General features: G+C 67.8%; 11 protein-coding genes. All 11 read left to right on the forward strand.

The features are described 5' to 3' along the window. Positions 1–131 precede the first annotated feature (131 nt). The 11 genes from STHE_RS04720 to STHE_RS17825 all read left to right on the forward strand — a co-directional run bounded on the left by STHE_RS04720 (position 132) and on the right by STHE_RS17825 (position 13,674). Complete coding sequence (locus STHE_RS04720; protein ID WP_012871424.1) at positions 132–2,108, forward strand: exonuclease domain-containing protein; 1,977 nt, start codon at positions 132–134, stop codon at positions 2,106–2,108. Between the two features lie 83 nt (positions 2,109–2,191). Beyond that, the gene (locus STHE_RS04725) at positions 2,192–3,589 is read left to right on the forward strand and encodes a phosphohexomutase domain-containing protein (protein WP_012871425.1); all 1,398 of its coding nucleotides are present in this window, start codon (positions 2,192–2,194) and stop codon (positions 3,587–3,589) included. Between the two features lie 68 nt (positions 3,590–3,657). Next, on the forward strand, positions 3,658–4,266 hold the full coding sequence (locus STHE_RS04730) for a uracil-DNA glycosylase (RefSeq protein WP_012871426.1): 609 nt from the start codon (positions 3,658–3,660) through the stop codon (positions 4,264–4,266). Between the two features lie 70 nt (positions 4,267–4,336). After that, a complete protein-coding gene (locus STHE_RS04735; RefSeq protein WP_012871427.1) occupies positions 4,337–6,004 on the forward strand; it encodes a ribonuclease J in 1,668 nt (555 codons plus the stop codon). Positions 6,005–6,069: 65 nt separating this feature from the next. Beyond that, positions 6,070–8,295 (forward strand): FtsK/SpoIIIE family DNA translocase, encoded by a 2,226-nt coding sequence (locus STHE_RS04740; protein ID WP_012871428.1) that lies wholly within the window; start codon positions 6,070–6,072, stop codon positions 8,293–8,295. Between the two features lie 99 nt (positions 8,296–8,394). Beyond that, positions 8,395–9,000: a recombination mediator RecR gene (gene recR / locus STHE_RS04745; RefSeq protein WP_012871429.1), complete on the forward strand. Its 606-nt coding sequence runs from the start codon at positions 8,395–8,397 to the stop codon at positions 8,998–9,000. Positions 9,001–9,062: 62 nt separating this feature from the next. Then, entirely contained in the window at positions 9,063–10,100 is a 1,038-nt protein-coding gene (locus STHE_RS04750) for a hypothetical protein (RefSeq protein WP_012871430.1), read from the forward strand. Positions 10,101–10,118: 18 nt separating this feature from the next. Then, on the forward strand, positions 10,119–11,840 hold the full coding sequence (locus STHE_RS04755) for a R3H domain-containing nucleic acid-binding protein (protein ID WP_012871431.1): 1,722 nt from the start codon (positions 10,119–10,121) through the stop codon (positions 11,838–11,840). After that, on the forward strand, positions 11,837–12,475 hold the full coding sequence (gene tmk, locus STHE_RS04760) for a dTMP kinase (protein WP_012871432.1): 639 nt from the start codon (positions 11,837–11,839) through the stop codon (positions 12,473–12,475). Before STHE_RS04755 ends, tmk begins: the two co-directional genes overlap by 4 nt. Positions 12,476–12,484: 9 nt before the next feature. Then, a complete protein-coding gene (locus STHE_RS04765; RefSeq protein WP_012871433.1) occupies positions 12,485–12,817 on the forward strand; it encodes a cyclic-di-AMP receptor in 333 nt (110 codons plus the stop codon). A 71-nt stretch (positions 12,818–12,888) separates the two neighbouring features. Further along, positions 12,889–13,674, forward strand: a complete 786-nt coding sequence (locus STHE_RS17825) for a zinc ribbon domain-containing protein (protein ID WP_012871434.1) — start codon at positions 12,889–12,891, stop codon at positions 13,672–13,674. Positions 13,675–13,710 lie beyond the last annotated feature (36 nt).

The following is a 13,710-nucleotide window of genomic DNA, read 5'->3' on the forward strand; positions in this document are numbered from 1 at the left end:
GCACGCGCTGCCCGTCTGCCGTGGTCGCCTACAGCCCGATGATTCGCAGCGAGTATAACACGGCTTGTTCGTACACTTGTTCGGAAGTATACTCCCAGCGCGCCGTGACGGACAGTCACCGGGAGGATTTCATGGCGGCCGGATCAGAGGCGCGGGACGATCCCTACGCGGGTTTGCGGCAGCGGGCATACCTGTTCCTGCGCGAACGGGACGGCGCGGTGCCTGAAGAGGAGCTCATCGAGCACGTCTTTGGCTCGTCCGGCAACCCGGCGCTGTGGCGTCCGCTCCTGCGACAGGTTCTGGGCGCAGACGACCGGCTCGACCTCCGCGCTGACGGATACTGGGCGCTGCGCGGCACCGCACCGGTCAGCAACGGCCTGCTCCCCACCGACTTCGTGGTGATCGACATCGAGACGACCGGGCTGCGTCCGCTGCGCCAGCGCATCATCGAGGTGGCCGCGATCCGCTATCGTGGTGGCAGACGGCAGGGTGTCTTTTCCACCCTCGTTAACCCGGAGCGCCCGGTGCCGGCATATATCCGCAAGTTGACCGGCATCGATGAGACGGCGTTGGCAGGTGCTCCCGTCTTCCGCCGGGTGGCGGACGAACTGACTGCTTTCCTCGGAGACGACCTCCTCATCGGCTACAACGTCGAGTTCGACATCGCTTTCCTCAATGCCGAGCTGAAGCGGCTCGGGCGGCCGCCTTTGATCAACCCTAGGCTCGACCTGTTGCCCCTGTCGACGCAGTTGATCCCGGGGATGCGGCGCTCGGGCCTCGACGCCGCGTGCCTGGCGCTCGGGTTGGAGTTCCGCGAGCGTCACCGGGCCGAGGCCGACGCGGCACTGACGGCGTTGTTGCTGGCTCGGTTGGGGGAGTTGGCGCGGGAGCGGGGGCTGACCACCTTCGACGGTCTGCAGCGCGCCGCTGCCACGCGGGTGCCGGTGCCGAAGCGGCGTGGTCCGGTTGGGCGCGGAAGGGCGGTGCTTGATCGTTCGCACCTTGAGGGTATCCCGCATGCACCCGGCGTGTATCTGATGTACGGCGCGCGGGAGCGCGTGATCTACGTCGGCAAGGCCAAGGATCTGCGCAATCGGGTGTCCTCTTACTACTCGCAGCCGCTCGGCTACACGCGCAAGATGGACGGGCTGCTGGAGTCGATCGAGCGGATCGAGGTGGTCGAGACCGGTTCGGAGCTGGAGGCGCTGCTTCTGGAGGCGCAGTTCATCCGGCGCTACCGGCCGCAGTACAACACCCAGATGCGGAACAACGAGGCGTACCCGTACATCAAGATCGACATCGGGAACCCGTGGCCGCGGGTGACGCTGACGCGCCAGCGCGCGGACGACGGCGCGGTCTACTTCGGTCCGTTCCGCGTGGCGCGCTCCGCTCGTGAGACGGTCGATCTCATCAACGAGGTGTTCCCGCTCCGAACCTGTGCACGTTCCTTCCGTACCGCACGCAGCTACGGTTCACCCTGCCTCCGGCTGTCGTTAGGCCAATGCCTGGGCCCCTGCACCGGGATGGTGGACCGGGACGCCTATCGCCAGGCGGTTCAGGACGTGATCGGGTTCCTCCGCGGCGGGCGGGACGAGGTCATGGCGCGGCTGCATCAGGAGCTGGTTGCGTGCGCCGAGCGGCTGGACTTCGAGCGTGCCAGCCGCCTGCGGGACCGCATCCGGCGGGTGCAGCAGCTGGTGTTGAGCCAGCAACTCCTGGCGGAGACCGAGCAGCGCGGCACGGTGCTCATTGTCACGCCGTCGCCGGAATCCGGGGCGCGGGAGTTCCTGCTCGTGGTGCGGGGGCGACTCTGGGCGCAGATCCGGGCCGCGGCCGGCGCCACGGACGACGACGTGGCGGCGCGGCTGGCGCGCAGTTGGGAGCGCGCTCAGCAAACGACGATGCCTGCTGTTGATCAGGATTCACTCGATCAGGTGCACCTCCTCGGTCGCTGGCTCCGCAAGTACGCTGGGCACCGCGCGATTATCCCGCTTGATGCCGTGCCCAACTGGGTCGCGCTCGTCGCGCAGGGTCGCGCACTTACTGATGATGAATTGTCGTTCGACTCACGTCCCGCTCCCGTTTCGGAGGAGCCGCTCCCCGCGTGAGGGCCTGACCTTTGCGAACAGGCAGGGCGTGTGCTAGCCTCACACGTTGTGCTCGCAACGTTGGCACACCGAACGGATCCGGGGTGGCGATACAGTTTGGTACAGACGGCTGGCGAGCCGTCATCGCCGATGAGTTCACCTTTGCCTCGGTACGCGCGGTAGCGCGGGCCTACGCCCTTATGCTGCACGAGCAGGTTACGGAGCGCCGGCCGCAGGTCGTGGTCGGGTACGACCGGCGCTTCGCCTCCGATGCCTTCGCGCGGGCGGCGGCCGAGACGCTGGCTGCAGCGGGCGTGTCGGTTCACCTCGCTCGGCGCCCTCTGCCGACGCCGGCTATTAGCTGGGCCACGGTCGCGCTGGGTGCGGACGGTGCCCTGGTTATCACCGCGTCGCACAACCCGCCTCTCTACAACGGGATCAAGCTGAAGACCGCGGCCGGGGCGTCGGCGCCGCCAGCTCTGGTGCGCCGGGTGGAGGCGCTGCTCGGCGCCGATCGAGAAACCGGCGGCACCGCCGCGCCCGTCGTCGAGATAGACCCGACGGACGACTACCTGGCGGGGCTGCGGTCGGCGGTGAATCTCCCCCGTATCCTGTCTGCGGGCCTGACGGTGGTGGCTGACGCGATGTTTGGGGCGGCGGCGGGACTCCTGCCGTTGCTCCTCAACGGGGACGCCACCGAGACGATCGAGATCAACGCTGCGCACAACCCGCTCTTCCCGGGTCTGAAAGGCCCGGAGCCAGTGGAGCGCAACCTGGCGCGCCTCAAGAAGGTCGTGGCCGACGGCGGCGCGACCCTCGGGGTCGCCTTCGATGGGGACGGCGATCGTATCGGGGTTGTTGACGAGCGGGGCGAGTATGTCTCGACCCAGCATGTCTTCGGCTTGCTCGCGCGCTACGTGCTGGAGGTGCGCAAGACGCGCGGGCCGATCGTCAAGTCGGTCACGGGTAGCGCGATGGTCGACCGGCTAGCCGAGCGGGCTGGAGTGCCCGTAGTAGAGACGGCGACGGGCTTCAGCCGGATCGCCGAAGCGATGCAGGAGGAGGGGGCGATCCTGGGAGGGGAAGAGAGCGGTGGCTACGCCTTTGGATTCCACCTCCCGGAGCGCGACGGACTCCTCGCCGCGCTGCTCCTGCTCGACTACCTGGTGCAATCCGGCAAGCCCCTCTCGGCGCTTCTGGCGGAAATGGAGGCCGCGATCGGTCCGTGGCACTACCGCAGGGTGGACGTGCCGCTGGCACCGGAGGTTGCCGCGAAGGTCGTGGCCCAGGTTCAGGCCAGCGAGTGGCCTTCACGTATCGCCGGGATGCCTCTGGCCGGTGTGCGGGATATCGACGGGGTGAAGCTCGAGTTCGAGGATGGGAGCTGGCTCCTGCTCCGGCCGTCCGGGACCGAGCCGCTGCTGCGCCTGTACGCCGAGGCGCACTCTCCCGACGATGTCGATGCGTTGCTGGCGGCGGGCCGGGAATTCCTCGGGATCTAAATCGGCGTACGCTCGCGAGTGGACGTATACTTCTGTCCCGGTGAGATGGACGCTGTGAGGAGGCAATCTTGACAGCGAGTCTGGACACGATCGCGGCGCGTGTGCGCGTCTGCACGCAATGCGAGTTGCATCGCATGCGGACCAACGCGGTCCCGGGTAACGGGAACCCCAACGCCGAGGTCATGTTCATCGGCGAAGGGCCGGGCTGGCACGAAGATCGCCAGGGGCTCCCGTTTGTCGGCGCCGCGGGGCAGTTCCTGAACGAGATGCTGCAGAGCATCGGGCTGTCTCGGGACGAGGTCTTCATCACCAACATCGTCAAGTGCCGTCCGCCCGGCAACCGCGATCCGCTGCCCGACGAGATCGCCGCTTGCTCCGCCTACCTCGATGCGCAGATTGCCGCGATCAAGCCCAAGGTGATCGTGACGCTCGGTCGCTTCTCGATGGCCCGCTGGTTCCCGAACGAACGCATCTCACGCATTCACGGCCAGCCGCGCCGCTTCGGTGACGTGGTCGTGGTGCCGATGTACCACCCTGCGGCAGCGCTGCACCAGTCCTCGCTGCGCGCGACCATCGAGGCGGACATGGCGAAGCTGCCGCAGATCCTGGAGGAAGCCCGCCGCGAGGCGGCGGCGGAGGACGCCCCCCCGCCACCGCAGCAGATGCGGCTCTTCTAACACGCCGGCCGCGGGAGCTGGCCCGGTTGCCTCCCGGCGTGGGATCGACGGAGAAGGAGAGCATTCCCGGTTGAACAACGACCACCACCTCGACGTCACGTTCCTCGGCGGGCTCGGTGAGGTCGGAAAGAACATGCTCGTGCTGGCGTCGGGTGACGACATGATCGTCATCGATGCCGGCGTCGGGTTCCCGGAGGAGGACATGTTCGGTGTGGACCTCCTCCTTCCCGACATAACGTACCTCCGCCAGAACGCGGACCGTGTCCGCGGGATCTTCATCACCCACGGCCACGAAGATCATATCGGCGCGCTCGCCTATCTACTGGAGGCGGTCAACGCCCCGGTCTATAGCACGAGGCTCACCCAGGGGCTGCTGCGGAATCGCCTCCGAGAGCGCAAGATGCTCGATCGCGCGGACCTGCGCCTGATTGTCCCGGAGGAGGACCCGCGCATTACCGCCGGGTGTTTCACGGTCGAGTGCTTCCGTGTGAGCCACAGCATCCCCGACGCCGTTGGCTTTGCGATTGAGACACCGGTCGGGCTGGTGGTGCACACCGGCGACTTCAAGTTCGACCAGACGCCGGTCGACGGCCGGCTGACGGACATGGCGAAGCTCGGTGAACTCGGGCGCCGCGAGCCGCTCCTCCTTATCAGCGACTGCGTGCACGTCGAGTCCCCTGGGACGACGCCGTCCGAGCGGGTAGTCGAGCAGACCTTCGACGACGTGATGCGCCGCGCGTCCGGGCGGGTGATTGTCGCCACCTTCGCCTCGAACATCTCACGCGTGCAGCAGGTGCTGACGACGGCGCACCGGCATGGTCGTCGTGTGGCGTGCGTCGGCCGGTCGCTGCAGAACAACGTCCGCGTGGCGCTGGAACTGGGGTACCTCACCCCGCCGCCCGACACCCTGATCCGTGTGGCGCAGGCGGCCAAGCTCCCCCCGGAACAGGTGGTCTACGTCTGCACCGGGAGCCAGGGAGAGCCGATGGCGGTGCTCAGCCGCATCGCGCGGGGCGACCATAAGGAGATCCGCATCCAGCCGGGTGATACCGTGGTGATCTCGGCGACGCCGATCCCCGGCAACGAATCGTCGGTCTACCGGCTCATCAATCAGCTCTTCAAGCAGGGCGCGGAGGTGATCTACGCCGCTCACGCGCCGGTCCATGTGTCGGGACATGCCAGCCAGGATGAGCTGCGCATGATGCTCAACCTGGTGCGGCCGCGCTTCGTCCTCCCGTTCCACGGTGAACCGCGCCACCTGTATCTCTACGCCGACCTGGCTCGCAGTGTCGGCATCCCGGACGAGCGCATCATGATCGGCGAGGTCGGCACGGTGTTTCGCTTCGATGGAGAGACGGCCGAGATCGTGGGCAGCGTGCCGAGCGGGACGGTCTACGTCGACGGGCTGTCGGTCGGCGAGGCGGGAGACAAGACGATCGTCGATCGGCGGCTCCTGGCGCGGGATGGGGTGCTCTTGATCGTCGTCACGATCGACCGAGAGTCGGGTCAGGTGGTGGCCGGTCCGGAGATCGTGGGGCGCGGGTTCCTTCCTGATGGGGTGGGGACCGCCTTCCTGACCGCCGCGCGAGATCACCTCAGCCAGGTGCTGGGCCAGAACGGCCACACCAGCCATGGCCGTCTCGCCGCCACGCGCGCGATCCACGAGACGGTGCAATCGTTCGTCTACCAGCAGACGCGGCGCCGGCCGGTGATTCTCCCCGTCGTGCTGGAGGTATGAGGCTGAATCCCTACCCCTCGGTGCTATAATGCGTACGAACACGACGCACGTACACGGAGGGGGCGATGGCAGCGCAGGCCAAGGGGCGCCGGAAGAAGGCACAGACGAGGAGCACGGCACGCCGGAAGGGTAATAGCCGCTCGACGCCGCCTGCCGCCCTTGCGCTGGTCTGGCGTGGCCTCAGGGCTGTCGGCGCCTGGTTCGCAAGCTGGGAGGTGCCGAGCCGTCTCCAGCGGGAAGTCCTAGGCGTCCTCTCCCTCGCCACGGCGGTGCTGCTGGCGCTCCCGGTGGTGTTGGCCGAGGACCAGCAGGGGCTGATCGGCGTGCTGGGCGACTGGCTGCGCGAACTGCTCGGCCGAGGAGCGCTCCTGGTACCGGTCGGGCTGGCAGGCCTGGCCATCGAGCTGTTCGTGCCGGGTGGTGACGGCGCACGCCGCCGCCGAGTGGCGGGTTACATGCTGTTCACCGCGGCCGTGGTCACCTTCCTTCACCTGATCGGTGCGCCGGAGGTGGAGCAAGCTGGTGGCCACCTGGGGAGCGGTCTGGGCGAGCTCGCGCGCATGGCGGCGGGCCATGCCGGGGCCTCCATCATCGCCTTCACCGTCGGTGTGGTCGGCGTCTACCTCCTGACGGGAATGGACCTCCTGAGCGCCGTGCAGGCGTGGCGCAGCCTGCGCGAGTCCCGCGCGGCGATGCGTGCAGCGGCGCCGCCCGCCGCGCCCGCAGCACCGAAGCGCCGGGCCGCGCAGGCGGTTGTCGAGGAAACTGAGAACTCGGCCCCGCCGCCGCGCCCGGTGATCAATCTGCCCAAGACAGAGCCGCCGGCTGCGAAGGCCGACGATCCCCCGCCCCCGGCGCAACCCGTGGCTAAGGATGAGGGCGAGCCAGCGCGGCTCCCGCCGTTACCCCTGCCGGACATCAAGCGCCTGGCGCTCTACGACGGTGGTACGCCGGATCCCGCTGAGCTGGAGAGCAAAGCGGCCCTGATCCAGGAGTCGCTCAAGAACTTCAAGGTCGATGCTCACGTGCGCGAGATCTTCCCCGGTCCCGCCGTCACCATGTTCACCCTCGAGCCGGGACCGGGCGTGAAAGTGCGGCGCATCACGGAGCTACAGAACGATCTCGCCCTGGCGCTGGCCGCCCCGTCGATCCGTATCGAGGCGCCCGTCCCCGGGATGGCCCGCGTCGGGATTGAGGTGCCCAACTCCAGCGTCCTCACCGTCGGGCTGCGCGAGACGCTGGAGTCGGCGGCCTTCCAGCGCTCCAAGGCGAAGCTGCCGCTGGCGCTCGGGCGCGATGTCAACGGTCGCTATGTGATCGGCGACCTGGCGAAGATGCCGCACCTCTTGATCGCTGGTTCGACCGGCTCCGGGAAGTCGGTCTGCATCAACGGCATCATCGCCACCTTCTTGCTCACCCGCCGCCCGACGGAGCTGCAGATGGTGCTCATCGACCCGAAGAAGGTCGAGCTGGTCGGGTTCAACGGCGTGCCGCACCTGAAGTGCCCGGTCGTGACCGACATGGACAAGGTGGTCGGCACGCTCCGCAAAGTGCTGGAGGAGATGGAGCGCCGCTACCAGCAGTTCGCGGCGCTCGGTGTGCGGAACATCGACGGCTACAACCTCCGGCGCCAGGAGGACCCCGGCCTCGAGATCATGCCCTACCTGGTCGTCATCATCGACGAGCTGGCCGACTTGATGATGACCACGCCCGAGGAGGTCGAGACGCTGCTCGTCCGCCTGGCGCAGATGGCGCGCGCGACGGGTATCCATCTCCTGATCGCCACGCAGCGGCCCTCGGTCGATGTGCTGACCGGGCTTATCAAGGCGAACGTCCCGGCGCGTATCGCCTTCGCGGTGACGTCGGTGACGGACAGCCGGGTGATCCTCGACCTGCCTGGGGCAGAGCGCCTGCTCGGTCGGGGTGACATGCTCTTCCTGCCCCCTGACGCTGCCAAGCCGCACCGCGTTCAGGGGTCGTTCATCGAGGACCGCGATCTGCAGTACGTCGTCCGCCACTGGCGGAAGGTAGCCCCCAACCACCAGTACGACCCGAACTGGGTGAACGTGGAGACCGACGAGCCGACCGAGACGGGGGAAGACCCGCTCATGGAGCAGGCGCTCCAGATCGTGCGCCAGCAGGGGACTGCTTCCGCCTCGATGCTCCAGCGGCGCTTGCGGATCGGCTACAACCGCGCAGCGCGCCTCATCGAGCAGATGGAGGAGCTAGGCTACGTCGGGCCGGCGGACGGCTCGCGTGGGCGGCCGGTCTACATCATGGACGAGGAGTAAGGTGGGCGGCGTTGCACGGCCGAGCGCGGCGCGACGGGGGAAATGAGCCGTTTGGTATACTCATAGCCGGTGCGACGCCATACGGATCGTGAGGAACGGGTGCGATCTCGGGTTACGGCAGAACCGGTTGCCAAGCTGATTGACGAATTCGGTAAGTTGCCCGGGGTAGGCCCGAAGACGGCATCGCGCCTGGCCTACCACATCCTACGGAGCGACCGCGAGGAGGCGGTGGCACTGGCGGAGGCGATCCTCGAGGTCAAGGAGCGGATCGTGCTCTGCTCGACCTGCTTCAATATCACGGAGCACGACCCATGTCCGATCTGCTCCGATGAACAGCGGGACCGCCGCACGATCTGCGTGGTCGAGGAGCCGCTGGATGTGGTAGCGCTCGACCGGACCGGCGAATACAACGGGCTGTATCACGTGTTGCATGGTGTCCTGTCGCCGGTCGATGGAATTGGCCCGGACCGATTGCGTATCCGTGAGTTGGTCGCGCGCGTACAGGCGGACCCGCCCGATGAGGTGATTTTGGCGCTGAACCCGAACATTGAAGGCGATGCCACCGCCATGTACATTGCGCGGCAGTTGCTCCCGCTCGGCGTCACTGTCACCCGCCCGGCCAGTGGGCTGCCGGTGGGGGGCGACCTCGAGTACGCCGACGAAGTGACGCTCGGGCGAGCGCTTGCCGGGCGTCGCGCGCTCTGAGCCCTCCCGGCGCGGGCTGCCGGGCTCCGGCAGGAGCCGATCTGCACGGGGGTAGACGCATCATGGCCACGCTGACCGTTCGCCCCATCGGCATCCGCGATCTAACCGGTTTCCGTGCACTACAGCGAATCCCGCTGGGTCTCGGCGACGGTGGTGCGCCGGTGGGCCCGATGGGGGCCGGGGTGCTGGCGAGCCTGCCCGTGACGCGCCGCTACTGGCGTGGGTACATCGCAACGGCCAGCCAGGGCCTCCGCGCCGCGGTGGAGATCCAGCCGGAGCCGCGGGACTACCGCTGGGTGGTGGCCGCGCTTGCCGCAGGACCGGAGTCCGTTCCCGAGCAGTCAGAGTTGCTGGTCGACGTGTGGGAGGCCCTGCTGATCGCGGCGATCCGCGCGGCGGGTGCGTCCGGTGCCAAGCGGCTCCACGCGTGCGCACCGTTGGATGGCCCGGCCCTGGAGGCATTGCTGCGCGCCAATTTCACCATCTACGCGTATCAGACCACGCTTGCGGCATCAGGTGTTGGTCCGGGTGCGTTGAATGGGACGGTGATTCGAGAACAAGAACCAAGTGATGCCTGGGCCTTGCAGCAGTTGTACCAGCGGGCGACCCCGCAGCCGGTCCAGTTTGCCGAGGCGTTCACGACTAACCACTGGGACGTCGGCCGGCGTGCGGCCTGGCGCGTGCGTGGCTTTCTGGTGGAACGCGACCACCAGGCGGTCGCGTACTGCCGCGTGACGTCGCGCGGGCACCAGCACGTTGTCGACGTGCTGGCGCTCCCGGGTGAGGCGGGGCTCTTGCGAGAACTGGTGCCGCAGGCGCTGGCGCGGTCCGGCGCCGGGGAGAACGATGAGGTTTGGGTGGGTGTGCCCGACTACCATAGCGAGTACATCTCGCATCTGGAGGCGGTGGGGTTTGCCGTCACCGGGCGCCAGGCCCGGATGGTGCGGTATACGGCGGTGCCGGTGCGCACGAGTCAGGCCCGACCCCTGCCGCTGGTGCCGGAGGTCGGGGAGCGACTTTCGGCGCGGCTGCCTTCGTATTCCAGCACGGGCACGACGCCGCCGGCTGATGGCGTCACATCAGGGACGTTGACGGTATAGCGACGGAGTGGATTTCACTTGACAACCTGGAGGACCACATCCGCGACGGAATCGCCGGCGCCGTTCGGCGAGGAAATCACCGATAACCTGGAGGATCTGCTCGCGGTCTTGCCGCCCCACGTTGTGGAAGCACTGGAGGCGCAGAGCACGCCTGAGGAACGCAAGGAGCTTATTGAGATCGTCCTGGACCTCGGGCGGCCGCCGGAGGCGCGCTATCCGGACCGCGAGGTGTATCTCTCGGACCGCGAGGTCACACGCGAAGACATTGCCTACGTCGCGGAGCGCATCGGTCGCTTCGGCGACGACAACCGGGCCGGGATCGAGCGGACCCTGCATCGCATCTCCGCCATCCGAAGTCGCTCCGGGCAGATCGTTGGGCTGACCTGCCGGATCGGGCGGGCCGTCTACGGGACGATCGGCATCGTGCGCGATCTGGTGGAGTCGGGCGAGAGCCTGCTCCTGCTCGGTCGTCCCGGGGTCGGGAAGACCACGATGCTGCGCGAGACGGCGCGGGTCCTGGCCGACGACCTGGGTAAGCGGGTGATCATCGTCGACACGAGCAATGAGATTGCGGGCGACGGGGATATTCCCCACCCGTCGATCGGGCGTGCGCGCCGTATGCAGGTGCCGACGCCTGCCATGCAGCACGCGGTGATGATCGAGGCGGTGGAGAACCACATGCCCGAGGTCATCGTCATCGATGAGATCGGCACCGAGCTGGAGGCGGCCGCGGCGCGGACGATCGCCGAGCGCGGTGTGCAGCTCGTGGGGACGGCGCACGGGAATACCCTCGAAAACTTGATGATGAACCCGACGCTGTCCGATCTGATTGGCGGGATCCAGTCGGTGACGCTGAGCGACGAGGAGGCTCGCCGCCGCGGTACGCAGAAGTCGATCCTGGAGCGCAAGGCTCCACCGACCTTCACCATGATGGTCGAGATCCAGGCCCGTGACCGGGTGGCCGTGTACCGGGACGTGGCCAGCGCAGTCGACGCCATTCTGCGCGGGCAGCCGTTGCGGGTCGAGGTCCGGCAGCGTGCGCCGGACGGCTCGGTTACGGTTACCTACGAGCAGCCGTACCACGCCGAGCACGCTGCGGACACTGACCGGCGGAGTGGCCGGCGACGGGGTGGTGAGGCGATGCATCCGGCAGCGGAAGAGACGGCGCCGGTGGTGCGGGACGTCATGCGCGCGGGCCGGGGAACTCCGGACCGCCCCGCGCGCGTTTTCCCGTTTGGCGTGAGCCGCAACCGACTGGAGCAGGCGATTCACCAGATGGCCGCGCCGGCAACGGTCGTCCGTGACCTGCGCGACGCGGACGTGGTGGTCACCCTCAAGAACTACTACCGGCGGCGGCCGCAGCCGCTGCGGGAGGCGGAGGCGCGTGGCATCCCGATCTACGTGCTGCGCAACAACACCATCGTTCAGATGGCGAACCTGCTCCGATCGCTGTTTGCTGAGCAACTGCAGAGCAGTGTGATGCGCCAGGAGTCTGAGCGGTGGGATGAGGAGGAGGCGGAGGTTCCCGAGGATCGGCTTGCGGCGGCGATGTTCGAGGCCGAGGCTGCGATCCACGACGTGCTGAGTGGCGAGGTCTCGAGCGTCGACTTGCGGCCGCAGGCCTCGCACGTGCGACGCCTGCAGCACCAGCTTGCTGAGCGCTATAACCTTGCCTCGCGCAGCCGCGGGCGCGAGCCCCAGCGCTACGTCGAAATTTTCCGCCGGGACGGTCTTCCGTGAGCCTGTTCGTGACGTTCGAGGGGCCGGAGGGGGCGGGCAAGTCGACCCAGATCCGGCGCCTGGCGAGTGAACTGGAGGCTCGCGGCTATTCGGTCGTGGCGACTCGCGAGCCTGGCGGGACCGCGATCGGCGAGGCCATCCGTCAGATTTTGCTCGCGCCCGAACACTCTGCTATGCTGCCGGAGACCGAAGCGTTGCTGAACACGGCCGCTCGGGCCCAGCACGTCGCGGAGGTGATTCAGCCCGCCCTCGCGGCGGGCAAGATCGTGCTCTGCGACCGTTTCGTTGACTCGACGCTGGTCTACCAGGGTGCAGGGCGCGGCCTGCCAACGAGCGATTTACTGGCACTCCAGCGCTTCGCGACGCGCGGGCTGTGGCCCGACCTGACGCTGCTGCTGGACCTGCCGGTCGAGGTCGGGCAGGCGCGTCGGCGGGCATCGGGCGAGCCCCTGAGCCGTTTCGACGCGGATGCGCTAGGATTTCACGAGCGGGTGCGCACGGGGTTCCTCGCGCTGGCACGCGATGATCCGGCGCGGTGGCGCATCATCGACGCGGCCCAGTCTGAGGAGGCGGTGGCGCGGGAGGTGCTGGCGGTCGTGCTTGAGCGACTGCCGCCGGCGCCGGGGCGCCAGTAGGGGATGAGTATGAAGCTGATTTTCGCGGTGATCCAGGGGAAGGATGCAGACAACCTGCTTACGGCGCTCCGGGATAACGGCTATCGCTCGACCCAGATCAACAGCGCGGGCGGATTCTTGCGAGAGAACAATGTGACGGTCCTGATCGGCGTGGAGGATCCGTACGTGCCCGACGTGTTGCGGCTTATTGAGCAGAACTGCTATACGCGAACGCAGTATGTGAACCCGCTCCTGCCGATCATGGAGCCTGGTGAGTTTTACGTTCCGAACCCCGTCGAGGTACAGGTGGGCGGCGCGACCGTCTTCGTGTTGGACGTCGAACGCGTCGAGCGTATCCCCTAGGCGGGGAGCGACCGGCTGGCACGGAGCCGGTCGTGCGGTACACTCCCGACCGACGGAGGGAGAGAGTTTCGATGGAAGCCATCATCGCCCGAGCCGTCCAGGTCATCGTCGCCCTCGGCGGTGCCTACCTGCTCGCGCTCTGGTTTGCCCTGGTGGTCTGGACGTTCCAGGACATCCAGCGCCGCAGCCGCAGCGTCATCGCGCAGATTTTTTCGACGCTGGTCGTCGTTCTGTTCTTCGTTCCCGGTATCCTGATCTATCTCATTCTGCGCCCGCGCGAGACGCTCGACGATACTTTCCAGCGATCGCTGGAGGAGGAGTACCTGCTGCAGGATTTGGAGGAGCTGCCGCTCTGCCCGTCCTGCCAGCGCTACGTCAATGAGGACTTCGTCTACTGCCCATACTGCCGGGCGGACCTCCGCCAGCCCTGCCCCGGCTGCGAGCGGCTGATCGATCTTCGCTGGGAAATCTGCCCGTACTGCGGCATTGAGCAGTACCCGAGCGAGGAGCCTGGCCATGCCGCATCGTGGGAGCGGCCGGAGCCGGCCGTGGTGAACCGGCTCGTGCAGGGGGCGCGTGAGCGATTCTCCGGTCGCTGGTCGCGGTTGCCCGACGACGCGACGATCGCGATCGAGCAGCCCATCGGAGGTGCGGGCGAGCGGGCACGGACCACGTCGGAGAAGACGAACGTGCCGGAAGCGTCGGTCTGGCGAGGACACAGTCGATCGGCCGCGGACGACAACGGCAGTGACGCGTTCGAAGCCCGCTGGGGTGAGCCGGAATCCACGGCGGTCGACCCCCTGGAGGAGACGGACGAGTTGCCGGCCGGGGTCTCTCAGCCGGGGCCGCGCACCTAGGCGGCGCACGCCGTCACCGGGCACGGCGGGGCGACG

The organism is Sphaerobacter thermophilus DSM 20745, from assembly GCF_000024985.1.
GTDB lineage: Bacteria > Chloroflexota > Chloroflexia > Thermomicrobiales > Thermomicrobiaceae > Sphaerobacter > Sphaerobacter thermophilus.

What these genes read in the sequence shown, in the direction of transcription:
- STHE_RS04740 (WP_012871428.1), top strand. Translation starts at nt 6,070, where the DNA reads ATGGCAGCGCAGGCCAAGGGGCGCCGGAAGAAGGCACAGACGAGGAGC.
- STHE_RS04765 (WP_012871433.1), top strand. Translation starts at nt 12,485, where the DNA reads ATGAAGCTGATTTTCGCGGTGATCCAGGGGAAGGATGCAGACAACCTG.
- STHE_RS04750 (WP_012871430.1), top strand. Translation starts at nt 9,063, where the DNA reads ATGGCCACGCTGACCGTTCGCCCCATCGGCATCCGCGATCTAACCGGT.
- STHE_RS04720 (WP_012871424.1), top strand. Translation starts at nt 132, where the DNA reads ATGGCGGCCGGATCAGAGGCGCGGGACGATCCCTACGCGGGTTTGCGG.
- STHE_RS17825 (WP_012871434.1), top strand. Translation starts at nt 12,889, where the DNA reads ATGGAAGCCATCATCGCCCGAGCCGTCCAGGTCATCGTCGCCCTCGGC.